At 64.5% G+C, this 25,717-nt stretch carries 22 protein-coding genes; 10 read left to right on the plus strand and 12 right to left on the minus strand.

All coding sequences use genetic code 11. The annotated features are described in order from the left end of the window. Window positions 1–3 precede the first annotated feature (3 nt). Window positions 4–1,467: a hypothetical protein gene (locus A2I95_RS02960; RefSeq protein ID WP_367150660.1), complete on the minus strand. Its 1,464-nt coding sequence runs from the start codon at window positions 1,465–1,467 to the stop codon at window positions 4–6. Between the two features lie 195 nt (window positions 1,468–1,662). Between A2I95_RS02960 and A2I95_RS02965 the strand changes: the two genes are divergently transcribed. Continuing rightward, entirely contained in the window at window positions 1,663–2,415 is a 753-nt protein-coding gene (locus tag A2I95_RS02965) for a WecB/TagA/CpsF family glycosyltransferase (RefSeq protein ID WP_291727806.1), read from the plus strand. 169 nt (window positions 2,416–2,584) lie between these two features. Here A2I95_RS02965 and A2I95_RS02970 read toward each other — a convergent pair whose 3' ends face one another. Further along, window positions 2,585–3,535, minus strand: a complete 951-nt coding sequence (locus A2I95_RS02970) for a glycosyltransferase (protein WP_291727650.1) — start codon at window positions 3,533–3,535, stop codon at window positions 2,585–2,587. Then, window positions 3,532–4,524 carry a glycosyltransferase family 2 protein gene (locus A2I95_RS02975; protein WP_291727652.1) on the minus strand — a complete coding sequence of 331 codons (993 nt, stop codon included), beginning with the start codon at window positions 4,522–4,524 and terminating at the stop codon, window positions 3,532–3,534. Before A2I95_RS02975 ends, A2I95_RS02970 begins: the two co-directional genes overlap by 4 nt. Before the next feature lie 197 nt (window positions 4,525–4,721). On the opposite strand from A2I95_RS02975, the gene A2I95_RS02980 reads away from it, so the two are divergent. Then, a complete protein-coding gene (locus A2I95_RS02980; protein WP_291727654.1) occupies window positions 4,722–5,672 on the plus strand; it encodes a glucokinase in 951 nt (316 codons plus the stop codon). Window positions 5,673–5,693: 21 nt separating this feature from the next. Here the strand turns inward: A2I95_RS02980 and A2I95_RS02985 are convergent, their stop codons facing one another. Beyond that, on the minus strand, window positions 5,694–9,320 hold the full coding sequence (locus tag A2I95_RS02985) for a translocation/assembly module TamB domain-containing protein (RefSeq protein WP_367150664.1): 3,627 nt from the start codon (window positions 9,318–9,320) through the stop codon (window positions 5,694–5,696). After that, the gene (locus A2I95_RS02990; RefSeq protein WP_291727656.1) at window positions 9,317–11,119 is read right to left on the minus strand and encodes an autotransporter assembly complex family protein; all 1,803 of its coding nucleotides are present in this window, start codon (window positions 11,117–11,119) and stop codon (window positions 9,317–9,319) included. The genes A2I95_RS02985 and A2I95_RS02990 overlap by 4 nt, the downstream gene beginning before the upstream one ends. A 484-nt stretch (window positions 11,120–11,603) precedes the next feature. Here A2I95_RS02990 and A2I95_RS02995 point away from each other — a divergent pair, with 484 nt between their 5' ends. Next, the gene (locus A2I95_RS02995) at window positions 11,604–11,948 is read left to right on the plus strand and encodes a hypothetical protein (protein ID WP_367150666.1); all 345 of its coding nucleotides are present in this window, start codon (window positions 11,604–11,606) and stop codon (window positions 11,946–11,948) included. A 64-nt stretch (window positions 11,949–12,012) separates the two neighbouring features. Then, a complete protein-coding gene (locus A2I95_RS03000) occupies window positions 12,013–12,621 on the plus strand; it encodes a hypothetical protein (RefSeq protein WP_291727658.1) in 609 nt (202 codons plus the stop codon). A gap of 52 nt (window positions 12,622–12,673) precedes the next feature. Here A2I95_RS03000 and A2I95_RS03005 read toward each other — a convergent pair whose 3' ends face one another. From A2I95_RS03005 to A2I95_RS03015, 3 genes are all read right to left on the minus strand, one after another. Next, window positions 12,674–13,657, minus strand: a complete 984-nt coding sequence (locus tag A2I95_RS03005; RefSeq protein WP_291727660.1) for a glyceraldehyde 3-phosphate dehydrogenase NAD-binding domain-containing protein — start codon at window positions 13,655–13,657, stop codon at window positions 12,674–12,676. A 121-nt stretch (window positions 13,658–13,778) separates the two neighbouring features. Continuing rightward, a complete protein-coding gene (locus A2I95_RS03010) occupies window positions 13,779–14,093 on the minus strand; it encodes a hypothetical protein (protein ID WP_291727662.1) in 315 nt (104 codons plus the stop codon). Window positions 14,094–14,173: 80 nt separating this feature from the next. Further along, window positions 14,174–14,950: an IclR family transcriptional regulator C-terminal domain-containing protein gene (locus A2I95_RS03015; RefSeq protein ID WP_291727664.1), complete on the minus strand. Its 777-nt coding sequence runs from the start codon at window positions 14,948–14,950 to the stop codon at window positions 14,174–14,176. Window positions 14,951–15,162: 212 nt separating this feature from the next. Here A2I95_RS03015 and A2I95_RS03020 point away from each other — a divergent pair, with 212 nt between their 5' ends. Beyond that, the gene (locus A2I95_RS03020) at window positions 15,163–16,611 is read left to right on the plus strand and encodes a glutamine synthetase family protein (protein WP_291727666.1); all 1,449 of its coding nucleotides are present in this window, start codon (window positions 15,163–15,165) and stop codon (window positions 16,609–16,611) included. 219 nt (window positions 16,612–16,830) lie between these two features. Continuing rightward, window positions 16,831–17,190: a glycine cleavage system protein GcvH gene (gene gcvH / locus A2I95_RS03025; RefSeq protein WP_291727812.1), complete on the plus strand. Its 360-nt coding sequence runs from the start codon at window positions 16,831–16,833 to the stop codon at window positions 17,188–17,190. Window positions 17,191–17,316: 126 nt separating this feature from the next. Here gcvH and A2I95_RS03030 read toward each other — a convergent pair whose 3' ends face one another. The 3 genes from A2I95_RS03030 to truA form a co-directional block, all read right to left on the minus strand. Continuing rightward, window positions 17,317–18,252, minus strand: coding sequence for a glyoxylate/hydroxypyruvate reductase A (locus A2I95_RS03030; RefSeq protein ID WP_291727668.1), 936 nt, complete (start codon window positions 18,250–18,252; stop codon window positions 17,317–17,319). Between the two features lie 101 nt (window positions 18,253–18,353). Beyond that, window positions 18,354–19,094, minus strand: coding sequence for an NYN domain-containing protein (locus A2I95_RS03035; protein ID WP_291727670.1), 741 nt, complete (start codon window positions 19,092–19,094; stop codon window positions 18,354–18,356). A 138-nt stretch (window positions 19,095–19,232) separates the two neighbouring features. Further along, window positions 19,233–20,000, minus strand: a complete 768-nt coding sequence (gene truA, locus A2I95_RS03040; protein ID WP_291727672.1) for a tRNA pseudouridine(38-40) synthase TruA — start codon at window positions 19,998–20,000, stop codon at window positions 19,233–19,235. A 112-nt stretch (window positions 20,001–20,112) separates the two neighbouring features. Here truA and A2I95_RS03045 point away from each other — a divergent pair, with 112 nt between their 5' ends. Genes A2I95_RS03045 through A2I95_RS03055 form a run of 3 tightly spaced genes read left to right on the plus strand, consistent with a single transcriptional unit; the run spans window position 20,113 to window position 22,966 of the window. Then, window positions 20,113–21,528 carry a YcjX family protein gene (locus A2I95_RS03045; protein ID WP_291727674.1) on the plus strand — a complete coding sequence of 472 codons (1,416 nt, stop codon included), beginning with the start codon at window positions 20,113–20,115 and terminating at the stop codon, window positions 21,526–21,528. Then, a complete protein-coding gene (locus tag A2I95_RS03050; protein WP_291727676.1) occupies window positions 21,525–21,980 on the plus strand; it encodes a GNAT family N-acetyltransferase in 456 nt (151 codons plus the stop codon). The genes A2I95_RS03045 and A2I95_RS03050 overlap by 4 nt, the downstream gene beginning before the upstream one ends. Beyond that, window positions 21,977–22,966 carry a YcjF family protein gene (locus A2I95_RS03055; RefSeq protein WP_291727678.1) on the plus strand — a complete coding sequence of 330 codons (990 nt, stop codon included), beginning with the start codon at window positions 21,977–21,979 and terminating at the stop codon, window positions 22,964–22,966. Before A2I95_RS03050 ends, A2I95_RS03055 begins: the two co-directional genes overlap by 4 nt. 104 nt (window positions 22,967–23,070) lie before the next feature. Here the strand turns inward: A2I95_RS03055 and A2I95_RS03060 are convergent, their stop codons facing one another. Next, on the minus strand, window positions 23,071–23,493 hold the full coding sequence (locus tag A2I95_RS03060; protein ID WP_291727680.1) for a group III truncated hemoglobin: 423 nt from the start codon (window positions 23,491–23,493) through the stop codon (window positions 23,071–23,073). A gap of 136 nt (window positions 23,494–23,629) precedes the next feature. Here A2I95_RS03060 and A2I95_RS03065 point away from each other — a divergent pair, with 136 nt between their 5' ends. Next, the gene (locus A2I95_RS03065) at window positions 23,630–25,528 is read left to right on the plus strand and encodes a calcium-binding protein (RefSeq protein ID WP_291727682.1); all 1,899 of its coding nucleotides are present in this window, start codon (window positions 23,630–23,632) and stop codon (window positions 25,526–25,528) included. Window positions 25,529–25,717: the final 189 nt, after the last annotated feature.

Raw genomic sequence — 25,717 nt, forward strand, 5'->3', positions numbered from 1 at the left:
GCATCACAGAATACTGCGCCGTTTCGGCCCGGCGGTGTCAGGCATCAGCGCCTGCGCCCCGCTGAACAGGGCTGGTTTCCTGCCGAACACGCCCGGGTAGAGCAGCCGCTCGGCGTAGCCCAGCACCGAGCCGGCGCACATCCAGGTGATCGGAATCAGGGTGGCGTTGAGCAGCATATCCACCATGGTTGCCGCAAGGATGAGGGCAATAGGCGCGGCATAGGGCGAGATACTGCCCCGCGGCGCGCGGCGCGCAGCTTGTGCCAGAAGAACCAGCGGCGCTGCCAGCAAGCCCATTTCAGCGGCATAGCCGAGCCAGCCGAAGGTGCCGAAAACGATGATCCAGCGCCCGTCAGGGATCGACAGGATCTGCCCGGTCCCGGCGTGGCGCACCAGGTTGCGGCCCCAGCCGCCCCAGCCGAACCAGGGTTTCTCCGCAGCCCGCGCCAGCAGTTGTGTTTCGTTCTCGAACCTGTAGTTCAGCGAATGCGCCCGCTCGGCGCTGATTGCCTCGGCCTGCGCCACCAGCGCCTCGGTCGGCACCAGCCCGGTGTTGCGCAGCATCGGATAAACTACTGCAATCAGCGCCAGCAGCAGCGCCGCCCGCAGCTGCCATCGCAGGGGCGCCAGCGCCACCACAGGCGTGAAGGCCAGCGCATAGGCAAGCGAGGCGAGGCTCTTGCACAGCACCAGAACGGCAAACAGATAAACTGCCGCCAGGATCAGGCGAAGCCTTTGGCCGGAAGAGGCCGCCCGCGCCAGGGCCGTCGCGGCCAGCAGCGCCGACAGCATAAAAAACGCCAGCCACAGGGCATGCGGCAGGAATACGATGGGGCGGAAGCCGCCCTGGCGGATCATCTGGCTGAAGTCATGCTGGAAGAAGCCGTAGAACCAGACGTTCATCTGCGGGCTGAGCCGGATTTCAATCAGCGACGGGATGGTGTAGGCCAGCCCGCCGATCATCAGTGCCAGCAGCAGCTCGCGCTGTGCTTCGGGGGTGGAGAGGTAACGCCGTGCCAGCAGAAACGGCATCAGCACGATCATCTGGTTGATGATCACGGATCCCAGGTCGCGCCAGCGCAGCCCCGGCAGCTGATTGGTCAGAAAGATGATCGGTTCGGAATTGGCGATGCTGCGGAACAGAACCGGTTCGCCATTGGTCAGCACCGTGGGGATGACGCCGAACACAAACAGCAATGCCAGTACCCGCACCGCCGGATGCCGCGGCAGCAGCGGCACCGGCCGGCGCAGCAGCAGCAGGCACAACAGGAACGCCATCACCGAAGGGATGGCAAACTTGTCCATATCCGGCACCAGCGGCAGGTCGAACTCGGCCAGCGGCGGCAGCAGCAGATAGCCTGCGATGAGGCACCACAGGATTGCCCGCTCCAGCGGCAGGCGCCGGAACAGGATCAGGCTGGCCAGCGGCCAGGCCAGCAGCATCAGATAAGCCAAAGCGTTGGGCAAAGCCCTGGTGCCCCCCCTCAATTCCCCGGATTTGCATCAAAGTTTACCGGTTGCGGACGGCCCTGTCCCGCGGAATTGCAAGAAGAGGTAAACAGCGTGCAGCTTTGCCACGCTCAGGGGGCAGCGGATGCGGGGCCGCTGGCTTGGCCGCCGTGCCGGCGGTATGAGGAGACGGCATTGTCGTTGGAGGCAGCATTGTATTTCGAATTTCATGGCCGCCGGGTTGCGGTGAACATGCCGGCGCGTTCCATGCTTGAAGCCGAGGTCCGGGCCCGGTTCAAGGCCTCGCAGGGGTTTGCGCTGGCCACGGTCAATCTGGACCACCTGGTCAAGATGGCGGAGACTCCGGGCTTCCTGGCTGCTTATCAGGCGCAGGATCTGGTGGTCGCAGACGGGCGCCCGGTTGTCTGGCTGTCGCGGCTTGCCCGCCGCCCGGTGGAGCTGATGCCTGGTTCGGACATGGTGCTGCCCTTGTGCCGCCTGGCGGCAGAGGCCGGGGTTCCGGTGGCCCTCGTGGGCAGTACGGATGCGGCGCTGCAGGACGCCAAGGCCGCTTTGCTGGCACAGGTGCCGGGACTGAACATAGCTTGGACCCAAGCGCCATCCGGCCGGTTTGACCCGGACGGGCCGGAGGCGGATCAAATCCTGCACCGGCTGGAGGGAACCGGCATTGCGTTGTGCTTTCTGGCGCTGGGGGCGCCAAAGCAAGAACGGTTTGCCCAACGCGGCCGCCGGATATCGCCGCGCACGGGGTTCGCCTCCATCGGAGCCGGGCTGGATTTTCTCGGCGGCCATCAGAAACGGGCGCCTGGCTGGATCAGGGCGATTGCAATGGAATGGCTGTGGCGGGCGCTGTCCAGCCCGGCGCGGCTGCTGCCGCGCTATGGCAAATGCCTGATGATCCTGCCTGGTCAGATGCTCAGGGCTTGGCGCATCCGGGCGCGGTGATGCCTGGCAATGCTCACTCTCTTGGCAAGGTTCTGCCGCGTGCTCAGGGAATACTGCGGGCCAGAAGAAGACGGGATGCTTCCTGTCTTGTTTCTTTCTGGTTTGAAACCCTGGGGTGAATTGGCCGTAAGGCCAAGAGGGGCAAAGCCCCTGACGAATGCGGCAAACGCTACTTATACTCGAGAATGCCGCGCGCCCTGCCGCGCCAGCGGCGCCAGTAGAACTCCACAGCGCCGGCAGCTTCGGCGAATTTTCCGATGACGGCAAACAGCGCCCGCGTGTATCCCATGCGATGGGCAAGGCGCAGAAACTGTGCCGGGTAGATCAGTATAGCAACCATCAAGAACGGGTTCATCAGACCGGCCAAGATGATACCCGCCGGCAGCGCCGCCCCCCAGAGCAGAGCGCGGCGGGTTTCGGCGGCCCAATGGCGTTCCGGTCCCGCCCCATGCAAGGCGGCGCCTTCGGCGAATGCATGGCCGGCCCGGCGGCTGCGCCGCCACCACTGGCCAAAGTGCTGCATCTGCGCGTCATGCAGGGTCATCTCCGCATCAATCCGCCAGATCTGCCACCCGTCCCGCCGCAGCCGCAGGCACAGTTCCGGCTCTTCCCCGGCGATCAGGCTTTCGCGGTATCCGCCCGCCGCCCGGACAGCCGCAACCCGCATCAGCGCGTCGCCGCCGCAGGCCTTGGCCTCGCCAAGGGGCGTGTCCCATTCCGTATCGCACAGCCGGTTATAGACCGAGGCATCGGGAAACCGCTCCCGCCGCCGCCCGCACACCACGGCTGCCCTGGGGCGGGCCTGCAGGACGGCCGCCGCGGTGGCGATCCAATCCGGGTTCACCTCGCAATCGCCGTCCACGAACTGCACGCAGCCGGCTCGCTCACCCAAAGCTGCCAGCCCGGCATTGCGTGCCCGTGCCGCAGTGAACGGCCTGGCGAGGTCCAGATCCACCACCTCGGCGCCAAGCGCCCGGGCTGCAGCTGCCGAGCCGTCGCTGGAGCCGCTGTCCACATAGATCAGCGGCTGCGCCTGACCTTGCAAGGAGCGCAGGCAGCGGATCAGGCGCTCGCCCTCGTTGCGGCCGATGACCACTGCAGCGACGGAGGGCGCGGTCATGCGCCGCCGCCCGCCAGAAAGGCGCTATAGTCAGCCGACCGGCGCAGGAAACCCCGCTGCTGGAGGGTTTCTATACCGGGGTTTTCCAGAGCTGCATCCGACCACAGGCTCAGGTCAGGCTGGACCTGCAGCAGACCGGCGCGCAGCCTGTCTTCTCCGTGTTCGGACACGGCTTCGGCCTGGGTTTGCAGATCACGCGCCAGGCTGTCACCGGCAAATTTGTAATGGCGGATCAACCCGTCCGTATCCGCCAGCCGCACACCGGCAGAGAGATGCGGATGCACTGCCGCTTGCACCTCTGGCCCGTTGAACACTAGCGGATGCTTGCTCAGGCAGCAGGTCTCGCCGAAAACCTTGCCGCGCACGCCGCCGTACAGCATCTTTGCGCCGCCTGGCGGCAGGCGGTTCTGGCGCAAGTAATAGGACAGCCCCGTATCCTTAGACCCGTAGTCCGCCGCCCGCACCGCACTGATGTCGGCATAGCGGAAGAACTCTACAGCCTCGGCGTAGTTGAGACTTCGGGCCGCCGCCAGCGGGCCTTTGGGAAACATCTCCAGCATCTGTGCCTGCAAGGCGGTATAGTTTTGCGATGCCAGGTAGCGGGTCAAGCCGGCCAGCCCCGCGGTGCTGCTGCCTTCGAAATCAAACAGCTCATCCATATCGGCAAACAGGCACCAGCGGTCCCGGCCATAGCGGTTGGCGGCATAGGCGCGGAAGGTGTTCTCATAGTCCAGCCAGGGCAGGGGCGAACGCAGCACCGCTGTGTCCGGTTCATGGCGGATGCGGTTCAGCGTGCCATCGGTTGAGCCATTGTCGAAGAATACAAAAGCCGAAACGCCCAGCCGCCGGTAATGCTCAAGGAACACATCAAGGTAAAAGGCGCCGTTGCGCACCAGGGCAATTAGCACCACCTGATCCGCTGCGGCGAAGCGGCGGGCGGGCCCATGCAGGTGGCGCAGCGACGTGCGGAACCTTGCGGCATGTGCCATGCGCCCGCTGCGGGCTGCCAGCCTTTGGCCGAATGATTTCTGCACGATGGGTTCCGTCTTGCGGTTGCCTGGAATTTCCCTGTCAAAGTGCAGACTTCCGCCGATGGCCGCAAGCACTGCGGGTGCGCTCAATTGCAATTGCGGCTGGAATGCTGCAGTCTTGATGGCACGAAAATGATCAGAGAGGACCGCGGCGCATGGCGGCTGAGCTGACCGTTTTGGCTGGCGATGTCGGGGGCAGCCGGACCCGGCTGGCGCTGGCGGCCCCTGGCATCGGGGTCACTGCGCTGCAGAGCTTTGCCAATGACAGTTTCACCAGTTTGGAAGATGTGCTGAAGGCCTATTGCGCGCAGCCGGGGTTTCCGCCCCTGCAGGGGGCTTGTCTGGCCGTGGCAGGCCCGGTCCGGGAGGGGCAGTTTCACCTCAGCAACCGCAATTGGCAGGGCGATGCAGGCAGCATAGCCGCCGCATTGCAACTGCCAGCAAGTGCCAAGGCCACTGTGATTAACGACCTTGCAGCCCTGTGCCATGCCTTGCCTGCGCTGATCCCGGGACAGCTGTCCTGTCTGCACCCGGGGCGGCACGGCGGTGGTCAGGCACTGGTTGCGGGCATCGGCACCGGGTTCAACGTCTCAGCCGCGCTGAACGGCGCGGTGCTGGCGGCCGAATTGGGCCGGGCCAGCCTGCCGCAAGCCGTGTACCGCCGCCTGCAGGAGTTGCTGGACCATGAGCCGGAGAACGCGGCCAGCATAGAAATGCTGTTCTCGGGTGCTGGCTTGGTGCGGTTTCACCAAGCCCTGACCGGCTCGGCAGCCAGCAGTGCCGAGGGGGTCGTCGCCGCCTGTCTGGCAAGCCCGGACTCGCCTGAGGCACGGACGGTTTGCGAATGGGCGCATTTGCTGGGCCTGATGGCGCGCGCGCTGACGGCGGCCTACCTGCCGGCGCAGGGTTTGTTCTTTGCCGGCAGCGTCGCGCGCGGCGTTCTGAACTCCCCCGCGCGGTCCCATTTTCTGGAGAGTTTCACAGCGCCTGGCGGCCAGCTGGGGGCTGTCTGTGCAGGCACACCGTTGTGGTTGATCACGGATGATGCTGCAGGCGTCGGCGGCGCTGCGCGGGTGGCGCTGGCCGCCGCCGGGGCAGATGTGTGAAACAGGCTGCTGGGCCACCCGTCAGTAATCGCGTTTGAAGAACAGGCCGAATCCGGTTTCGCCCTCGCTGTCCACCGTGCCCTGCACCGTCAGGCTGTCCGTCATGTCGAGGTTGATGCTCAGCTCGCTGTCGCCGCGGGTGTTGACGTTGAAATCGGTATAGACGTTCTCGGCCACATAGCCGCCCAGGCCAAGCTGTCCGGCCCCCAGATTGTCGGCGCCGATATCGACGTCATCGGCTCCGGTGGCGTTGCGCAGCTTGTTTTGCGCCTTGCCGCCGCGTCCGCTGAGGGTCAGCGCCGAGCCGGCCAGACGGGCCAGCGCCAACGGTGAGATGTCCTGGATATTGTCGCCGAACAGCAACAGCGCCAGGGCTTCCTCGCTGGGGCGGGGCGGGTCAGAGGTGACCTTGATCTCGGGCGCGTCGACCCGGCCCGAGATTTCCAGCGTTGCGGTGCCCTGATCCGTGGCAGCCGAGGATTTGAACTCCAGATAGGGTTTCAGGTCGCCCAAGAGGGTGATCCGGCCTTCATCCAGATCCAGCCGCCGGCCGAGGATGTCAAAAGTGCCGCGGATCAGGCTGATCTGGCCGGAGGGCGACAGCCGCGCGGTGGTGCCGCGCAGGCGGATCTCGCCGCCCAGTTCCGAGCGCAACCCGCGGCCGCGGGCGAATATCCGGGAGGGCGCGCTGATCAGAATGTCCAGCTCGGTTCTGCCGGATCCGCCGCCGCCGCTGCTGCTGCCGGTCAATCCGGCGCGGGCCAGGGTCCGGCGCACATCGCGCGGCGCGCCCGTATGGCGGATTGGCGGGATCGGCGCAGCGGAGACCGAACCGCCGGCGGTATTGAGGTTGATATTGGTCTCTCCCACATCGATCCGCCCCTCGATCCGGTTGCTGCCCGCCATCGCGCCTGACATTGCCAGACTTCCGTTCAGCAGGGTTTCGTAAGACAAATGATCAGTCACCACCACATCGCCGATGGCGATCTGCAAATTGCCGTTGAACGGCGGCAGCAGCCCCACTGGGCCGCTGATCCGCACCGTGCCGCCGTCGCGCGGGCGGGCCGAGACCTGCAGCTGCGCGCTGGCACGGGCGATGGAAACGGTGGCGTTGATATCATCCACCCGCTGCGCTGCCGCCGGAATGGCCAGCGAGGCGCCGGGCACCGAGATGGTGCCGCTCACACCGTCCAAAGCCGGTGCCCCCTTTAGCGCGAGGTCAAAGTTTGCTGGCCCCTGCAACAGGTTGGGAGAGATGAACGGGTTAAGCCCCTCCAGCCGAAGCGTGCCCTTGGCGGTCACATCGGCGGTGCCTTTGGCCTCGCTCCAGCTGCCGGCAACGCGGCTGTCGATGCCAGCGGGGCCGCTGGCGGTGCTGTCGATGGTCCAGGTGCCGTCCCGCCGGGCCGCAGTGCCCTTGGCGGCGAGGCGGCCGGGCAGGTCGGGGACCAGCCGCTGCAACTGGCCGATCGCGGCATCAAAACGCAGATCGGTGCTGCCGTTGCTTTCGGTAAAGCGGCCCTCGATATCTGCAGCGATTGCGGCAGGACCTGCAGCCTGACCCGCAATCTGCCATTCCCCGTTGCGGCGCGCGGCGGTGCCTTGGGCGGTCAGCTTGCCTGCCAGCTGCGGCACAAAGCGCTCCAGCTCGTTCAGGGCGGCGGCAAAGGTGAAATCGGCATCGCCCTCCAGCGTCACCGATCCGTCCAGTTTGGCGCTTGAGGTGTGCGGTCCTTTCAGCTCTGCCACGCCGCTGAGGATATCGCCATTGCGGGTGAGGGTGGTGGCCAGCTCCAGCGCGCCTGGAGCCTGCGGCAGCAGCACTTCCAGCCGGTTCAGCTTGGCGCCGATCTCCATCCGACCGGCATCGCTGTTGAGCGTGCCTGCGGCGCGGGCCTGCAAAGCACTGCCCGCCAGTTCGAAATGGTCGATGGCGATGCCGGTCTCATCCCGCGCCGCCTTCAGTGCCAGCGTGGTGGTGCCGGCCAGCAGCTCATCCGCCTGGGCAATGCCTGCCGACAGATCCTGCGCCCGCATCGACAGGTCGGTGTCGAAGGCTCCGGACAGGGGCGTAAAGGAGCCTTTGACCGCAGCCTGCACTGCGCCGCCCAGCGGACGCCCGGCCAGATCCGAGAACCGGGCCAGGTCCGCCAGGCCCGCGGTCAGGTCGGCGCTGATTTTCAGGCCGTCTTCCAGGCCGTCGAAACCCACATCGCCGACGGCTTGGTAATCGCTGCCGCGCAGTTCCATATCCGTGATCTGCAACGCGCCGGGGCCTTCGGTGCTGAGCGTGCCCTCAAAGCGGATTTCATTGCCGGTGGCCTTGGCCAGCGCGGGATCGCGCGGCTGCAAACCGCTGAGGCCGGCGGACAGCCGTCCCTTCAGTGCAAAGGTGTTGCTTTGGTCCAGCGTGCCCCGGCCGGAAATCTCGGCCCGGCCCACCAGGGCACCGGGGTGGCTCAGCTGGTCCAGCACCCCGTCCAGGGTCCAATTGCCCCCGGCGGTCTTTTTCAATTGCAGGTCTGCCGCCGCCAGGGTCGTCAACCCGCCGCCAAAGGGCAGGGTGACAGCAGCCTGGCCGGCAGGTGCGGTGATGGCCGTTTTCAGGTTGGCGGTTGCCAGATTGCCGCCCGCATCCAGCGCTGCGGCTCCGGTGATTTGCAGGGCATTGGTGCGCAAGGCCAGCGTGTCGAGTGCCACCGCGCCGCTGCCTGCGCGCGTGCCCTTGACGTTGAGCCGCAAACCGGGGCCAAAGAACGGCCGGTGCACCGGCGGCAGCAGCACGTCGATGTTGCCGCCCAGGCCGGCAGAGAAGCCGATGTCGCGCGGGGCGCCGGGAGCGGCGCCGGCAGGCAGAGGCACAGCTGCCAGCACCACCTGGCCTGCCAGCCGTTCCGCGCCATTGGTGCTGAACCGGATATCAGCGGTAAAATCGCTGACCGGCCCGCTGCCTTTGGCGGTCAATTGCAACTCGGGGCTTCCCGGCAGATTCAGGCTGCGCGAAATCAGACCGCCGGGGGCCTCATCCACCGCCAGATCCAGAGTGATCTGCCGGGTCTCATTGGCATAGCCCGCCTCCAGCCGGATATGATCGCCGGGTTTGTCCAGCCGGTTCGCGGCCAGCTTGGTATCCAGCGTACCGTCCGCCAGCATCAGCGAGCCTTCGACCGACAGGCTGGCCGCCGAACCGGCCAGTTCCTCTCCCAGCTCGATCCGGGCTGCCTTGATCTCGCCCAGTTCAATCGCCACCGGCAGTTCCGGCAGGGCAAAGGGCGTGGCCTCTGGCTCTGGCAATTCAGGATCCGGCGGCAGCGGCTTGGGCGCGCGCTCCACTGTGATGCGCTCTGCCGACAGTTCATTGACCGAGAACCGTCCGCGCAGCAGCGCCAGCCGGTTCCAGTCCAGTTCGGCGCCTTCAACGGTCAGCCAGATACCGTCCTCATCCGCCACGGTGATCCGTTTGATCTTGGCCTGCGAGGAGAACGCGCCCTCAAGGCCCGTCACGCTGATATAGCGGCTGTCGCCGGACAGCGTGTCCTCCAGGAAATCGACCAGCAGCCCGCCGGCGTCTTCGGTCGTGGTGTCCTGCGCCGCTGCCGGCGCAATCGTCATCCCAAGGGCAAGGGCAAGGGCAAGAAACTGTCTCAAAACGCCTGTCCTATCCCGATATAGAATTGCAGCCCGTCTTCGGACCCGCCGTCCACCGGATAGGCGAGGTCAAGCCGGATCGGGCCGATGCCTGCCACATCATAGCGCAAGCCAAAGCCCGCGCCGGCGTGGCGCGCGGATGAGCCGGAAACGAAACTGTCAGCATCGACAAAGCCAAGGTCGTAAAATCCGACCAGGGAGATCTTGTCGGTGACCTTGCCCCGGACTTCGCCCGACAGCGCCAGAAAGCCGCGCCCGCCGGCGGTGCCGCCATTGGCCGGCACGCCCAGCGATTGGAATTCATGCCCGCGCACCGATCCCGCGCCGCCGGAAAAGAACAGCAGGGTGGGAGCGGTCCCGCTCAGGGATGGTCCGATCACCGACCCCATCTGCAGCCGCCCGGCCAGCACGATCCGGTCATCCGCGCCCAGCCCGTAATAGGCACGCCCGTCTGCCTTGAGCTGCAGGCCGGTGTCGCTGCCGTCAATGCCGATGAAAGGGGTTGCGCCGCCCTGCAGGAAATAGCCGCTTGCCGGATTCACCCGGCTGTCGCGGCCGTCGTATTCCGCACGGATCCGGCCTGCCAGGTATTTGAAGCGCCGCTTGCCGAACACGTCCTCAGCCAGGATGGAGGTCACGCCCAAAGCGGCCTCGGCATAGAAGTGGTCCGAAAACGTCCGTCGCACGCCGACGGCCCCCAGCACCTGGGTGGCGCTGTAGTGTTCCTCGTCCAGCCGTTCGGCCTCGGCCAGATAGAAGATGCTGTCATCCGGACCCAGTGCCGCAGGCCGGTCCAGACGAATGGCAATACGGCCGTCGATGTCATTGCTGCTGCCGATGCCGCTGAGCCGTGCCTCGATCCGCAGCTTTTCTGCGGCACCGAACAGGTTCCGGTGCATCCAGCTGGCCGACAGTTCCACCCCGTCGGAGGAGCTGATCTCGGCCCCGAAGGTCAGGCGCCGCGGCGGCAGATCCTCGACCCGGGCGATGAAATCCAGGGTGCCATCCGCATTCGGTTGCTCTGCCTCGCGCAGGACCACGGTGGAAAACGTGCCGGTGCGGCGCAACCGGGTTGAGGATTTGGAGACCAGATCGGGGTGGAACGCTTCGCCTTCCGGGAACCCGGCGATCCGGCGGATGGCATCCTCGCGGACGTTGGTTTCGCCGGTGATCCGCAATTGCCCGAACCGAAGCTGCGGCCCCGGCGCCAGCCGCAATTGCGCATCAAGCCGGGCTTGCACGTGGTTGGCGGTGATCTTCTGATCTGCCACCGTTGCCTTGGCGTGGCCGCTGCGCCGCCAGGCCCGCACACCGGCAATAGCCGCGTCACGGATCACTCCGGTGCTGGCGGGCTGTCCAGGGGCAAAGCCTGCGGGGATCTCCACGTCACTGGTTCGGGGCAGCGGCGCCAGATCTGCCGTGCCAAAGCTGAACCGCGGGCCGGGCTGAACGGTGATTTCCACCTTGCTGACGTTCTTTGGCGGATTCAGCGGCTGGATCCGTGCCGCCTCGCGCCCGTCCAGACGGATATTCACCACTGGCGAAAAATGACCCGCATCATACAGCACCTGCACCAGTGTGCGGTAATCCGACAGGGCCGCTGCCAACAGCTCCTGCACATTGGTTTCACCACTGGCGGCCACCGAAGAGGAGGCGCCGCGCAGCCGCCTGGCCAGGGCCTCGTCCGCACCGGGCGCCTGCAGCGTCGCCTCGGCGCCAAAGGCGGCAGGCGGCAGAAAGGTCAGCAAGTTGAAAGCAATGGTGCTCGCCAATAGTCGCGGGCGGAAAGGAAAATTCATGTCTGCTCCCGGCGGCGGGCGGAAAATCTGCCTCTAAGCCCGGCAGGGCCGCAGGCGGCTGGGTCAAAGCCTAACACGGGAAAATTGCAAGATGAAACCGGCAAAGCAGCAGCTTTCCGCCGGGGTTCGGCCTCCACCGGCCGGCGGCGGATTGCCGCGCATGGCGGTAGCTGGCAGGCGGCGACACTGGAGGGGGAGTGCAAAGCCGCGGGCACAATCCTGCCGGTTTGGCGTGTGCACAGTAAAATTGGCTGCAAAGGTGATTGGAAACCGGTAAGGAAACTGTACTATTCAGTTCAGCTCCGGCAGTTGAATCTGCCGGAGCTGGCACTGGTTAACAAAGCTACTTCGAGTAAACGTCAGGCGCAGCCACCACTCACATGCAGCCTCGCCTGACGGGAATGATACCACGCGGAATGGAACTGTCCATATAATTGTCGGATTGATAATTTTCGCGTGGTGTCATCTTATACTGGCAGATTAAATGGTGCTGGAGCAGCAGTTTGGGTTTCCCGGAGGTGCAACTGTGGATCGATTAAAGTCAATTTTTGAACTTCGGGATATGCTCCATATTATGGAACGCGACATCGGTCTGGACCGGTTGAGCAGAGCCGAGAGGGATGTGCTGCTGGCCGCGCATGCGCTGACCAGCGTGCCCGGCGCCCCGGTTCAGTCCGAGCAGATCCGCAGCCACCGGCTGGTGAAGGAAATTGCCCAGGCGACTTTTCACCGGACTCTGAAGTCGCTGCTGGCCTTGGGATTGCTGGAACGGGCGGGCGGCAGCAAGGCCAAGCATTACGTGGTTTGCTTTGAACCCGCCGCAAGGTGACAGCAGCCTGCCAGCCGTCCAACATCCGATTGCAGCTTCCCTGCGTGCTGTCTAAACGGGCGGCATGATACGAGTATTTCAGTTCCTGCCCGGAATTCAGAGTTTTGCGGTGATCACCGCGGCCTATGTCATTTGCCATGGCCTGACGGCCTGGGTCGTCACGCCGGTGCAGAAGCTGTTTCTGCCGGAGATCACCGTCTTTGCCAGCCTGATCTACCTGCCGCACGGGGTGCGGGTGCTGAGCATCTGGCTGTTCGGCTGGAGGGCGGTTCTGCCTCTCGCTGCTGGCGCGTTTCTGTCTGAGCTGATGTTCACGTCATCCAATGTTCAGCAACTGATGGAGCCGGTGCTGCTGGAATCCATCGCGGTTGGCGCCTTTTCCGCATATGCGGCCTTTGAAATCGCATGGCTGTTCGGCTGGAACCTTTATGCCGGCCAGGCACGCCGGATCGCCTGGACCGGGCTGCTGGCGCTGGGGGCGCTGGCCTCCGTCATCAATTCTCTGGGGCAATCGGTGGTGTTCTCCGGTCTGATCTTTCCCCGTGATCAACTGCCGGTCATGGCCGTTTATGCGGCTGGCGATTTGATCGGCCTGGCGGTCTGCATGGTTACGCTGATGCTGATTTTCCGCTGGATCCGGCTGACCGGAACGGGGCGGAAACCGCAGGAATAGCAAAGCCCGCCAGCGGCGGGCTTGCAAACCGAACTGCGGACGAGCACGGTTTTTATCCCGCCATCAGCCGCGCCACATCCAGCATCCGGGCCGAAAAGCCCCATTCGTTGTCGTACCAGCCGAACACCCGCGCCTGATGCTCGCCGGCCATGCGGGTTTCCGGTCCGGCAATCACCAGCGATTCAGGCCGTGCCCGCAGGTCCGAGGAGACCAGCGGCATATCGGTCCAGCCCAGCACCTTGGAAGCTGCCACGCCTTCGCGCAGGGCGGCAGTAAACGCACTTTCGCTCATCGGGGTTTTCAGCTGCGCCACCAGGTCCACGGCGGAAACGCTGGCCGTCGGCACCCGCACCGCTGCGCCGCTGACCCGGCCTTTCAGATGCGGCAGCACCTCGTCGATCAGATGCATCGCCGAGGTCGTGGTCGGCACCATCGACTGCGCGCCGCCGCGCGACCGCGCAAAATCGCCGCGCGGGGCGTCCACCATCGGCTGCGAGTTGGTGTAGCAATGGATCGTGGTCATATGCGCGGTATCAATGCCGGCGATCCGGTCCAGAAGCTTGACCAGCGGAGTGAGGCCGTTGGTGGTGCAGGAGGCGTTGGAGACGATCCGCGCATCGCCCAGGCTCTCCTCGTTGGCCCCCAGAACCACAGTCAGCTCTGCCGCCGGGGAGGGGCCGGAGATCAGCACCTTGGACGCACCTGCCTTGATGCCGCGTTCAGCCACATCAGATGTCCGCGCGATGCCGGTGCATTCCAGCACGAGGTCAACGCCGGACAGGTTCACCGATGTCAGATCCGGCTCATGGCTGACGGGGATCGAGCGCCCCATTACCTGCAGCGCCCCGCCGCCATGCTCCACCGGATGGGCAAAGGGGCCGAATGTGCTGTCGTACTGGAACAGATAGGCGCACATGTCCAAGGGTGCGATATCGTTGATCCGCACCACGTCGATGCCGTCTCCGCGCGGGGTCGTCAGAATCTGGCGCAGGATGGCGCGGCCAATGCGGCCGAATCCGTTGATAGCAAGTTTCATGCGCAATCTATGGCAGGCGCGCCGGGGCCGCTCAATCCATGGCCTCCCGGAAAATGATCACATTTCCCAAGGGGATGTTTCAGAAAAACCCTGCAAAACCGCAGAGCCGTCAGGCGCGTTCTTATTTGCGGCAGATCACTTGGGCGTAATAGGTGCTGTTGATGCTGCGCACCATCGTGTCCATGTTGACGCTGCAGCCGGTGGCCGCGCGCAAGGCCCGCACCGCCTGGCGCGCGGTCAGCACCGCGGGCGGGCGGAACGGCAAATGCTCCAGGTTCATCCGCGTGGCGCTGTAGCGGCCCGGAACGTCCGCGACCGGAAAAACCGCCCAGTCGCGGCCCAGAACGGTGACCATGGTGCCTTCGGCGTCTTTGGCCGATGCGGCCGGGGCAAGCGCGGCACACAGGGCGGCTGCCAATGCAGTTTGTTTGATCATCAAATGCTCCTGCGGAAATATCTTGCTTCAGCCTAGCAAGGGGGTGGCGCAATGCAAGGCAGGCTTTTTAAATAGAGCGGTTACAGGTGTTCCACAGCCTCCGCCTGGCGCAGCTCTGCCGCGCACAGCTGCAACCCGCGCAGAAGGCGCTGGGCATCCGCTTCCGGCTGCAGTCCGCGCGGCGCTGAACAGCCGGCGACAATCGGCGTCTGGCCGGGCCGCGAGACAGGCACGGCATAACCGGTGATCCCGGCCTCGAATTCGCCGCTGGTGAGGCAATAGCCCTGTGTGCGGGCCTCGGCCACGCAGTCCAGAATGCTGCCAGGATCGGTGAGCGAGGCTTCGGTATGGCGCGGGATTTCTGTTCCGGTCAGCACCGCTGCCGCCGCGTCCTCCGGCAGCCCGGCCAGCAGCATCCGCCCCAGGCTGGTATGGGCCAGCGGAATATGGGAACCCGCGGTGAAGCCATAGGTGATATGGCCGTGCTCGACGGTGGATTGCGCCAGCAGCAGCACCCGGCCCTGATCCAGCATTGCCAGCGTCACCTCGATTTCCATCTGCCGCGCGTGGCGATTCAGAACCGGTTGCACCCGGCGGCCGAACTGGTTGGCTTGCAAAAACCCGCCCGCCAGCGCCAGCACCCGCGGCGTCAAGGACAGCATCCGCCCGTCCTGGCGCAGATACCCCGCCTGCACCAGCGTCAGCGCGCCGCGCCGGGCGGTGGCCCGGTCCTGGCCGGTGCGCCGGGCGATCTCGGCCAGGGTCATGCTGGGGGAAGCCGCGTCAAACACCGCCAGAACTGCCAGCCCCTTGGCAAAGCTCGACGAAATATTCCTGTCCTGTTCAACTGCCGTCATCTGAAACCGCTGTCCTGATCTTGTCTGGCTCCGCTTGGGGCCGTGGTTTTGTGCGAATATTCGATACAATGTTCGCTTTGCGAATGCTGTCAAGGCGCAAATCCCCCGCAATATCCGGATTGCGCACCGGGGTGCGTCAAAATCCGCCGTGGACTGGACGCCGGGATAATTCCGGTGCAATTTCAATCAGCTCGCTAGCCAAGAGGCCGCCCATGGCACAAGACTTCACATCCGGCAGACTGGCCCGCCTGGGGCTGCTCGGCGCCGAAGAATGCCGCAAGGCAGCCGAGATCACCTCCCGCGCGCAGTTCGACGGGATAGAAACCGTGCGGGTGCTCTTCCCTGACCAGCACGGGATCCTGCGCGGCAAGACAATGATGGCCGAGGCCTTCGCCAGTGTCTTTGACCGCGGTCTCAACATGCCGGCGACACTGTTGCTGAAGGACACGTCCCACCGCACCGCCGTATCAGTCTGGGAAGACGGCACCGGCCTGTCTGGCCCGATGCAGGGCGCCGGCGACGTGCTGCTGGTGCCGCGCCCCGAAACCTTCCGCGCGCTGCCCTGGTCCGGCCATTCCGCCTGGATTTTCTGCACGCCGGTCTATCCGGATGGCAGCCCGGTCCCCTTTGCCTCTGACGGCGTGCTGCAGCGGGCAGCGGGCGCGCTGGAAGAGCAGGGGATGGCGGCCATCTTTGGCTTAGAGGTGGAATTCCACATTTTCGAGCTGGCGGACAAGGCATCGGCCCATGATCAGGCCACCCGCCCCGGTGCGCCGGTTCAAACCCGCAACCTGACGCAAGGGTATCAGTACCTGAGCGAAACCCGCTATGGAGAAGTTGAGGGGGTGCTGGACCTGTTGCGCCGCAACGCCCAGAAACTGGGGCTGCCGGTGCGGTCCGTGGAAATTGAAATGGGTCCCAGCCAGGTTGAATTCACCTTTGCCCCGGATGGCGCCATGGCCCAAGCGGACGCGATGGTGATGTTCCGCACCATGGTCAAGGAGGTTTGCGCCCGCAACGGGTTGCACGCCAGCTTCATGGCCAAACCGCGGCTGGCGGGTGCCATGGCAAACGGCTGGCACGTGCATCAGTCGCTGCTGGATCTGGCGACGGGCCGCAATCTGTTCATGCCGGAAACCGCCGGACTGCTGTCTCCGCCTGCCAGCGCCTGGATGGCGGGGCTGCTGAAATACGCCCCTGAGACCTCGTTGATGATCGCGCCGACGGTGAACAGCTACAAACGCTATCTGCCCTATCAACTGGCCCCCAGCCGCATCGGCTGGGGCGAGGACAACCGCGGCGCCATGCTGCGGGCGCTGATGCAGCCGGGTGATACCGCCAGCCGGATTGAGAACCGCGCGCCGGACAGCACTGCCAATCCTTATTACGCGCTGGCCGCCCAGATCATCGCAGGCATGGCCGGGATCAATGAAGGGCTGGAGGCGCCCAAGCCCACATTGTCGCCCTACAGTGAAAACGCGGACCGCTTGCCGCGTTCGCTGGGCCAGGCGCTGGAGGGGTTCGGCGGCTCCCGGATGTGCCGTGCAGCGCTGGGGGAAGAGACCGTCAGCTACCTTCTGCAGCTCAAGCAGTTCGAATGGGAACGTTACCTGGACACCGTCAGCGAATGGGAGCAGGCGGAATATTTTAACCTGTTCTGACCGCACAGGGCATCAGGGACTTGCGCCCAAAAAAACGCAGGAAACCCATGATTTGCCATCTTGATCGGAGACCGGCACCGTTGATAGCGTATACCCGCGTATGCAAGGCCCGGCAGGACCGGCTTTCTTCTTTCCGCGGTATCCGTTACGGCGGCAAAACCCGCACTGAATACCGACCCGCACTGAAAACCCAAGCCTCTTCCAAGGGAACAAACGATGATGAAATACACCGAAGAACACGAGTGGCTGCTGCCCGAAGACGATCTGATCACCGTTGGCATTACCGCCCATGCCGCCGAACAACTGGGCGAAGTGGTCTTTGTGGAGCTGCCGGAAGTCGGCACCGAGGTTTCCAAGGATGAAGAAATCGTGGTGATTGAATCGGTCAAGGCCGCCTCGGACATCCTGTCGCCGCTGGACGGAGAAGTGGTCGAGGTGAACGAAGCGCTGACGGATGATCCCGGCAAGGTGAACGAAGACCCCGAAGGCGGCGCCTGGTTCTTCAAGCTGAAGCCCTCGGACCTGTCACCGATGGACGACTACATGGACGAGGCGGGCTACAAAGCCTTCATCTCCTGATCCGCGAGCGGCCCGATCGGGGCTGCCGTTGAATGCCGCCTTGTTCCCTGCCGGGAACAAGGCGGTGCCTCCGGCGGGAGGTATTTGAAACCAGAAAGAAGCCGGGGTGTGCTGCCCCGGTCCGGCTTAGTACCCGCGCTGCCGGTCCACTTGGTGCAGCAGCTCTTTGCCGGCTTCCAGCCGCCGGTAGTTCTCCACCACGTCCCGAAGCGCATCGCCCAGATGCCAGCCCGAGACATGCGGGGTGACCGTCACCTGCGGATGCGTCCACAACGCGCTGTCTGCGGGCAGGGGTTCCTGGCTGACCACATCCAGCACCGCATGGCCCGGCGTGCCCTTGTCCAGCGCGGCCAGCAGTGCGGGTTCATCGACCAGATCGCCGCGGCCGGCATTGATCAGCGTCGCGCCCGGTTTCATCGCTGCCAGCATCTCTGCATCCATCAGTCCGCGGGTCGCCGGGGTGGAGGGCAGGATCGAACAGACATAGTCACATTCCGCCAGCATCGCAGGCAGCGCCGCATCGCCATGGCGGCAGTCCACGCCTTCGATCTCCTTGGCTGAGCGGCTCCAGCCCAGCACCCGGAACCGCATGTTCCGCATCAGCCGCGCGGTCATGCCGCCGATATGGCCAAGCCCCAGCACGCCTACAGTGGTCTCCGCCGGGCGCCCCGGCGCCAGCGGCTGCCAGGCGCTGCGGTACTGGGAAGCCGCATGCGCAGCCATGTTGCGCTGGCCGCGCAGCACATAGGCAAGGCAGTAGTCTGCAATCTCATACGCCGGCTCCTGCGGCTTCAGGCGGGCCACCCGCACATGCGGTGCCACGCTGGGGTGCGCCACGATGCTGTCCACCCCGGCGCCAAGCTTTTGCACCAATTGCAGGTTCGGCAGCTGCGCGGCCAGATCGCCCTTCAGCGCCGAAACTGCCAGCACGGTGATATCTTCCAGGTTGCCGGGGTCAGAGATGGGCCGGATATCGGCGCCGGGGTCAACGGCCCGCAGCTCCTCCGCTAGCTGTTCCTCGGTGTACCAGCCATCGTGGCCGATGCTGATCAGCAATGCCATGCGTGTTCTCCCTGTCCGCGTCCCTTTTGCCGGACTAAGCCACGGTTCAGGACCAAGGGAAAGCGGTATTTGCGCAGGAATTCTGCCCGCGCTGCTGCGCTTCAGTCCAGACGCCGCACCAGGATCTGGTTGCCGTCTCCGCGTTTGGTCTCAAACAACTTCAGCGAGGCGATCAGGTCGCTCAGCTTGCGCTTGCCATAGCTGCGGGTGTCGAAGTCCGGTGCGGCTGCGGTGATATACTGGCCGATCTGGCCCAGTGTGAACCATTCGTCATCCTGGTCGATCGCATCCATCGCGCGGACCACCAGTTTGGTCGGATCCGCCAGCTCTGCCGGTGCGTTTCCGTTGCCGGCGCCATCCTCTTTCTTGGGTTTCGGTTTGGGTTTACCCGGCTCCTCCAGCAGGTTTTCCACATAGATGAACCGCTTGCAGGCCTGCACGAATGCCGCCGGTGTTTTGCGCATGCCCATGCCGAACACATCCACCCCCTGTTCGCGGATACGGCTGGCCAGCCGGGTGAAATCGCTGTCCGATGAAATCAGCACAAAGCCGTCAAAGCGCCCGGAATGCAGGATATCCATCGCGTCGATTACCAGCGCGATGTCCGAGGCATTCTTGCCAGTGGTATTGGCGAACTGCTGATGCGGCACAATCGCCAGCGCCGCCAGTTTTTCCTTGTTCCACCCCTGCGGGCTGCCGCCGGCAAAATCGCCATAGATGCGGCGGATGCTGGCCTCTCCGAAGGAAGCGATCTCCTCGAACATTGCTTCGGCGTACTTGGCCGAGATATTGTCGGCGTCGATCAGGACGGCCAGAAGGGGAGGTTTGGTCGGGTTTGCCATAGGGGGTCTGCCTGTGTGTTCTACGGGCAGGCCGCCAGCGTCTGCGCTGCCGAAAGGCCCTGATGGGATGAGTGCGCCGATTATGCGGTGTGCCCGCGGTTATGCAAGCGGGCTGCGGCTGACGGTGCTGGTGGCGGTTCAGGCAAAAGGGTCTTCCGGGTAGCCCACCCGTTCCAGGTAGAGGCCGTGTCCCGGACATACCGGCCCGCAAGCGGCGCGGTCGCAGGCCTCCAGCGCGGCCTTCACCTCCGCAGGCTCCCAGGCCCCGGCGCCAACCCGTTCGAGCGTGCCGACAAAGCTGCGGACCTGATTGTGCAGGAAGCTGCGGGCACGGACGTGGAAATGGATCTCCGGCCCCGAGAACCCCTGCACGCGTTCCACCGTCAGCTCATCCAGCGTCTTGACCGGGCTCGCCGCCTGGCAGATCGAGGAGCGGAAGGTGGTGAAATCATGGTTGCCGATCAGATAGCCGGCGGCCTCTTGCATGGCGTTGGCATCCAGGTCATGGCTCAGCTGCCAGACCTGGCCCGCCTCATGGGTTGCAGGCGCACGGCGGATCAGGATGCGGAACAGATACTGCCGCTCCACGGCTGAGAACCGGGCGTGCCAGCCGCCGCCCACCCGCGCGCAGTCCACAATCGCCACCGGATCGGGTTTCAGGTGATAATTCAGCGCCTCCGAAAGCCGGAACGGATCCCAGTCCTTGGCCATGTCGCAGTGGGCCACCTGGCCCAGCGCATGCACGCCGGTGTCCGTGCGCCCGGCGGCAGCAATCGTATGCTCTCCCGGCTCCAGCCGCGCCAGCGCAGCTTCGATCGCGCCCTGCACCGAGGGTTGATCCTTCTGCCTTTGCCAGCCGGCAAAAGGCTTCCCGTGATATTCGACTTTCAAAGCAAAACGCGGCATGGGCGGGCACCTAGCAACAGAGCCGGGGCGGGGCAAGCCCCGCGTGCGCTCTGGTATCCCGGCAACATGCTGCCTATCTTGTCAGCAGCAAGAACAGAGCAGGATCAGGGCCTTGGTGATAACCTCCCTCGCAGACGGGGTGATGAGCAGTGTGGAGCGTGCTGCCAGCAGTGTCTCCGCAGTGCTGTTCGACCGGCCCTTGCGGCTGGGCGTCACCGGGCTGGCGCGCTCCGGCAAGACTGTGTTCATCACTTCGCTGGTCGCCAACCTGATGGACCGGGGCCGGATGCTGCAACTGGGTGCGGCGCGTGAGGGACGGATCGAGGCCGCATTTCTGCAGCCCCAGCCTGACGACACCGTGCCGCGGTTCGACTATGAAAACCACCTCGCGGCGCTGACCGGGCCGTCACCCCATTGGCCGGACAGCACCAGGGCGGTGTCCGAGCTTCGTCTCAGTCTGAAGGTGCGGCCCGCCGGCCTGCTTTCTGGCCTGCAGGGGCCGCGCACGCTGCATTTGGATATTGTCGACTACCCCGGCGAGTGGCTGCTGGATCTGGCGCTGCTGGACAAATCCTATGGCGAATGGTCCGCTGATGTGCTGTCCCGCATTGCCTGCCGCCCGCAGGCGCAAGGGTTTCTGGCGGAACAATCCAAGGCTGACCCCGCTAGCACACATGATGAGCCGCAGGCGCAAATGCTTGCTGCCGCCTTTACGGACTACCTGACTGCCGCCCGTGCCGCAGGGTTCTATGACTGCACCCCGGGCCGTTTCCTGCTGCCCGGTGACCTGGAGGGCTCGCCGGTGCTGACGTTTGCGCCGCTGCCGCCTGCGGCCAGCCCGCCGCGCGGCAGCTTGTGGCGCGAGATGGAGCGCCGCTTTGACGCCTATAAATCCAAGGTCGTCAAACCCTTCTTCCGCGATCACTTTGCCCGCATCGACCGCCAGGTGGTGCTGGTGGATGCGCTGTCGGCAATCCATTCCGGCCCCCAGGCGGTGGAGGATCTGCGCCACGCGATGACGGATATCCTCAGCGCCTTCAAGCCGGGCCGCAATCACTTTCTGACCCGGATCCTGGGCGGCAAGCGGGTGGAGAAGATCCTTTTTGCCGCCACCAAGGCCGACCACTTGCACCACGCCCAGCACCCGCAAATGACCGCCATCATCGAGGCGCTGACCCGCGAAGCGCAGGACCGCGCCCGCTTTGCCGGGGCGGAAACCGCGGCGCTGGCGATGGCTTCGCTGCGCACCACAACCGAGGAAATGCGCCCCCATAACGGAACTGATCTGCCCTGCGTGCGCGGCACCCTGCTGCAGAGCGGCAAGCAGGCGGCGTTCTACCCCGGAGCCTTGCCCGGCGATCCCGCACAGCTGCTCACCCCCGCGCGGCAAGGGGCGGAGAAGTGGCTGGAGGGCGATTATCAGGCGATGGCCTTTGCACCTGCGCCGCTTACCCTGAAACATGGCAGCGGCCCGCCGCATATCCGGCTGGACCGCGCCGCTGAATTCCTGATCGGAGATGCCCTGTGACCCTCTCCCTGCGCCCTGCCACGCCGTTGGATGCCGGTGCGGTTGGCAGTATTCTCCATCGTTTTCAGCAGGATACCGGGTGGATGCCCAAGCTTTACACCTCGGCGGAGGTGATCGCCTTCTGCGGCGTCATGATCGACCGCGGCTGGGTCACGGTGGCCGTGCGGGAGGGCCGCGTGCAGGGCTTTCTGGCCCGTGACGGCGCGGAGGTCTGCGCACTTTACCTGGCGCCGGGCGCCTGCGGGCGGGGGGCGGGCAAGGCGCTGCTGGACACTGCCAAGGCCGCCGTGCCGCGGTTGACGCTGCGGACCTTCGCTGCCAACGAAATGGCGCAGCGGTTCTACCGGCGCGAGGGCTTTGCCGAGACAGGCCGCGGCGACGGCACAGACAACGAGGAAGGCTTGCCCGACATCGCCTATGAATGGCACAGCAGCCAGGAGGCGGCAGCATGAGCAAGAAGCCGGTTCTGTTCGATCTGGAAGATGAGGTCGAGGCGCCCTCTGTAGCCGAAGCGCCGCCGGTGCCGGACCCGGTTTCCCCATCCGCGCAGCCCTCAGCCATGGAGCAGGCAGCCCGGATAGCCGCCCGCCGCCCCTCGCGCTTGGCGCGCTGGTTCTGGGCGCTGCTGGCAGCGGTCATTGGCGCCATGGCCTCGGTCGCAGCCTGGGATTTTGCCGCTGGGCTTATTGCGCGGGTGCCGGTGCTGGGCTGGGTGGTCACCGCCGGGCTGGCGCTGCTGGCGCTGCTGGCGCTGCTGATGGCTTTGCGTGAACTGGCCGCCTTGTCGCGGCTGCGGCGCGTCGATGCGTTGCGCCATCAGGCAGAGGAGGCCGCAAACCTGGCCACGGCGCGCGCCTTCACGGCCCGGCTGGAAAGCTTCTACAAGGCCCGCGAGGATCTGGCCTGGCATCAGGCCCGGCTGGCGGAGCGCAAGTCAGAAGTAATGGACGCTGATGCCCTGCTGATGCTGGCCGAGCAAGAGCTGCTGGTGCCGCTTGACGCTTTGGCCTTGCGCGAGGTGGAGGCTGCCGCCCGGCAGGTGGCGACGGTGACGGCGCTGGTGCCTATGGCGCTGGCGGATATCCTGACGGCGCTGGTCTCCTCCCTGCGGATGATCCGCCGGGTGGCCGGGATCTATGGCGGGCGGCCGGGATTTTTCAGTTCCTGGCGGCTGACCCGCGCGGTGCTGGCGCATCTGGCCGCCACCGGCGCGGTGGCTGCGGGTGATGACCTCTTGGAGCCGGTGCTGGGCGGATCGGTGCTGTCTAAACTCTCCCGCCGCTTCGGCGAGGGGCTGGTCAATGGCGCGCTGTCCGCGCGCGTCGGCATAGCGGCCATGGAGGTCTGCCGCCCGATGCCGTTTTCCCCGCGCCACAGACCGAGCACCCGCAAGGTGGTCCAGCGGGCGCTGACGGGGCTGTTTTCCAAGGAGAAGTAGCGCGCTTCCAGGCTCATGCGCAGCATGAGCCATGCCCAAGGCTGCTGAGGTGTTCTGGCGTGGCCAGGACACTAGCAGGCATGAGAGCGCCCCGCTGGTGGTGCTCAGAACAGTTTCGGCGGCTGATCCTTGGGCTGGCGCATCGCCACGATGCCGGTGCGGAAGCCCTCGCCGATGCGGTCCGCCAAAGCGCCCCATTGCAGCGCAGTGCGCTGCGGCAGTTCGCCGCGCAGCACCTCGTGAAACAGGCCCAGCCACAGCGGGAAATGCTCTGCCTTCACATCCGGGCGGCTCACATGCTCCCGCATCGGATTGCCGCTGTAGCTCCGCTCCCGCAGGATTGCATTGCGCCAGAAGCCTGTAATCTTCTCCTCGTGCTCCGCCCAGTCGCTGACATGCGCGGCAAAGACCGGCCCCAGCACCGGATGCGCCCGCACTTGGGCATAAAAGACGGTCACGACGCGGGCGATCTCCCCAGCGGTGATGTCGAACCGCGCCAGCGGGTTTGCGGTGTCTGCGTCACTCATCGGATGCTCCTTTGATTGGCCGCGCTGATACCGGATTTCGGAACTGGCTGCAATTTCCTGGCCGTTAATGAAGGTTTATTGATTTGTTGACCTTCTAATTGAGGTAAGGCAAGCCGGTACTAACAAAGGTTGAATTATGACTCTTGGAATTTCTCAGCAAGGAACCAGCGGTGCAGACACCCTGAACGGCACTTCTGGCGATGATACGCTGAGCGGTCTCGCAGGCGATGATGTGCTCGACGGCGCTGGCGGTAACGATTCACTGGAAGGTGGCAACGGGCATGACACACTCAGCGGTAGCGGCGGGAACGACACTTTAGACGGCCACTATGGCAATGATGTTCTGAGCGGCGGCGGTGGCAATGATTTATTGGAGGGCGGCAATGACGATGACTCGCTCGACGGAGGCGCGGGCAACGACACACTGTTGGGCGGCTATGACAATGACACGCTGATTGGCGGCAATGGCGATGACTCGCTTAGAGGTAACGAAGATAAGGACTGGCTGGAAGGCGGCCAAGGCATCGACACGTTGGACGGTGGCGCCGGGAACGATACCATTGCCCTGTACTCCGACGATGAAGGTGGAGATTGGCTAAATGACTCAGTCGACGGCGGCAACGGCTCGGATGTGCTGTTACTGGGGAGAAGAGGTTTCGACATCCGCCTTGGTTCCGGCTTTAAGTTCCAAAGCGTTGGGGTTATCGATTCCGCTGACAATGAGATTTTCCTGCAGGGCGGCGGGGACTATTCGTTTGCCGGTGTAACGTTCAAACATAGTGATGATGTGGTTGATGGCCGGCTCACCGTCTCTGGCAGCAGTAACACGACGGTCACCGGCACCGGTTTCAACGACGCGGTCACTGGCGCCGGCGGTAACGATTCACTGCATGGTGGCAAGGGGCATGACACGCTTAGCGGCGGCGGCGGAGAGGATACTTTGACCGGCCACTATGGCGATGATGTGCTGAACGGCGGCAGTGGCAATGATTTTCTAGATGGCGACTATGGCGACGATTCGCTTGTTGGCGGGTCGGGGAATGACACACTGCTGGCCGGCGATGACAATGATACCTTGATTGGTGGCGATGGCGATGACTCGCTTGCTGGTGACTATGGCAATGACCTGCTGGAAGGCGGCAGCGGCGCCGATTTTCTAAAGGGTGGTCCCGGGAGAGATACCATCATCCTGTATTCCAACGATGAAGGTGGAGATTGGCTAAATGACTCAGTCGACGGTGGCAGCGGCTCGGATGTGCTGCAGCTGGTTGTAGAGGGAGGTTTCGACATCCGCCTTGGTTCCGGTTTTGAGTTCGAGAGCGTTGGGGTTGTTGATGCTGCCGACGAGGAGATTTTCCTGCAGGGCGGCGGATACTATTCATTCGCCGGTGTGACGTTCAAGAATGGCGTAGACGAGGTTACAGCCAAGCTTACTGTTTCCGGCACCAGCGGCGCTACGGTCATTGGTACCAAACACCACGATGCGGTCACTGGCGGTGGCGGCAACGATATCTTCGACGGAGGTATAGGTGATGATATGCTCAGCGGCAAAAATGGTGATGACATTTTGACCGGCGGCTATGGCGACGACGTGCTGGACGGCGGCAACGACAATGATTCATTGGATGGAGGCTACCATCACGACTCTCTAACCGGCGGGGGGGGTGATGACACCTTGTTCGGAAGTTACGGCAAGGACACGCTGAGTGGCGGCGCGGGCGATGACGACCTGAACGGCAGCAATGACAATGACTGGCTGGATGGCGGCACCGGCAACGATACGCTGAAGGGCGGACCTGGCGGAGATACGTTTGTTTTCTATGCCTCTATGGGCAATGACGTTGTTACGGATTTCGGCAACGGTGGAGACAAGCTGTCCTTCGACAAAGCTGCATTTGGTGTCGCAAACGCTGATGATATAATTGCGATGGGCGCTCCAGGGGCGGATAACAGCACGGTTTTTGATTTTGGCGGAGGAAACACACTTACCATTTATGGAGACAATGTGAGCAGCGGAGATATTCTCTTGTTCTGACGGGGGCTGCCCTGCCTGATTATTGTAGTGTTTCAGGGTGCCGCCCAGGGCGGGCGGTGCCTATGCCGGAATACGGCGCAACTGCCGCTTTACCCTCCCGCGGGACCATCCTATAAGGCCTCCCATGTCCCTGTTCGCGGCCATCATTATTCGAATTACATCCCCGGCGCTCTGAAAGCTTGAGCGGCC

The sequence above is a fragment of the Leisingera sp. F5 genome (assembly GCF_001593695.1).

Excerpts from the sequence above, each read along its gene's own strand:
- A2I95_RS02970 (WP_291727650.1), bottom strand. The coding sequence starts at position 3,535 with ATGACCGCGCCCTCCGTCGCTGCAGTGGTCATCGGCCGCAACGAGGGC.
- A2I95_RS02975 (WP_291727652.1), bottom strand. The coding sequence starts at position 4,524 with ATGGCACATGCCGCAAGGTTCCGCACGTCGCTGCGCCACCTGCATGGG.
- A2I95_RS02980 (WP_291727654.1), top strand. The coding sequence starts at position 4,722 with ATGGCGGCTGAGCTGACCGTTTTGGCTGGCGATGTCGGGGGCAGCCGG.
- A2I95_RS02990 (WP_291727656.1), bottom strand. The coding sequence starts at position 11,119 with ATGAATTTTCCTTTCCGCCCGCGACTATTGGCGAGCACCATTGCTTTC.
- A2I95_RS02995 (WP_367150666.1), top strand. The coding sequence starts at position 11,604 with ATGGTGCTGGAGCAGCAGTTTGGGTTTCCCGGAGGTGCAACTGTGGAT.
- A2I95_RS03000 (WP_291727658.1), top strand. The coding sequence starts at position 12,013 with ATGATACGAGTATTTCAGTTCCTGCCCGGAATTCAGAGTTTTGCGGTG.
- A2I95_RS03005 (WP_291727660.1), bottom strand. The coding sequence starts at position 13,657 with ATGAAACTTGCTATCAACGGATTCGGCCGCATTGGCCGCGCCATCCTG.
- A2I95_RS03010 (WP_291727662.1), bottom strand. The coding sequence starts at position 14,093 with ATGATCAAACAAACTGCATTGGCAGCCGCCCTGTGTGCCGCGCTTGCC.
- A2I95_RS03015 (WP_291727664.1), bottom strand. The coding sequence starts at position 14,950 with ATGACGGCAGTTGAACAGGACAGGAATATTTCGTCGAGCTTTGCCAAG.
- A2I95_RS03020 (WP_291727666.1), top strand. The coding sequence starts at position 15,163 with ATGGCACAAGACTTCACATCCGGCAGACTGGCCCGCCTGGGGCTGCTC.
- gcvH (WP_291727812.1), top strand. The coding sequence starts at position 16,831 with ATGAAATACACCGAAGAACACGAGTGGCTGCTGCCCGAAGACGATCTG.
- A2I95_RS03030 (WP_291727668.1), bottom strand. The coding sequence starts at position 18,252 with ATGGCATTGCTGATCAGCATCGGCCACGATGGCTGGTACACCGAGGAA.
- A2I95_RS03035 (WP_291727670.1), bottom strand. The coding sequence starts at position 19,094 with ATGGCAAACCCGACCAAACCTCCCCTTCTGGCCGTCCTGATCGACGCC.
- truA (WP_291727672.1), bottom strand. The coding sequence starts at position 20,000 with ATGCCGCGTTTTGCTTTGAAAGTCGAATATCACGGGAAGCCTTTTGCC.
- A2I95_RS03055 (WP_291727678.1), top strand. The coding sequence starts at position 21,977 with ATGAGCAAGAAGCCGGTTCTGTTCGATCTGGAAGATGAGGTCGAGGCG.
- A2I95_RS03060 (WP_291727680.1), bottom strand. The coding sequence starts at position 23,493 with ATGAGTGACGCAGACACCGCAAACCCGCTGGCGCGGTTCGACATCACC.
- A2I95_RS03065 (WP_291727682.1), top strand. The coding sequence starts at position 23,630 with ATGACTCTTGGAATTTCTCAGCAAGGAACCAGCGGTGCAGACACCCTG.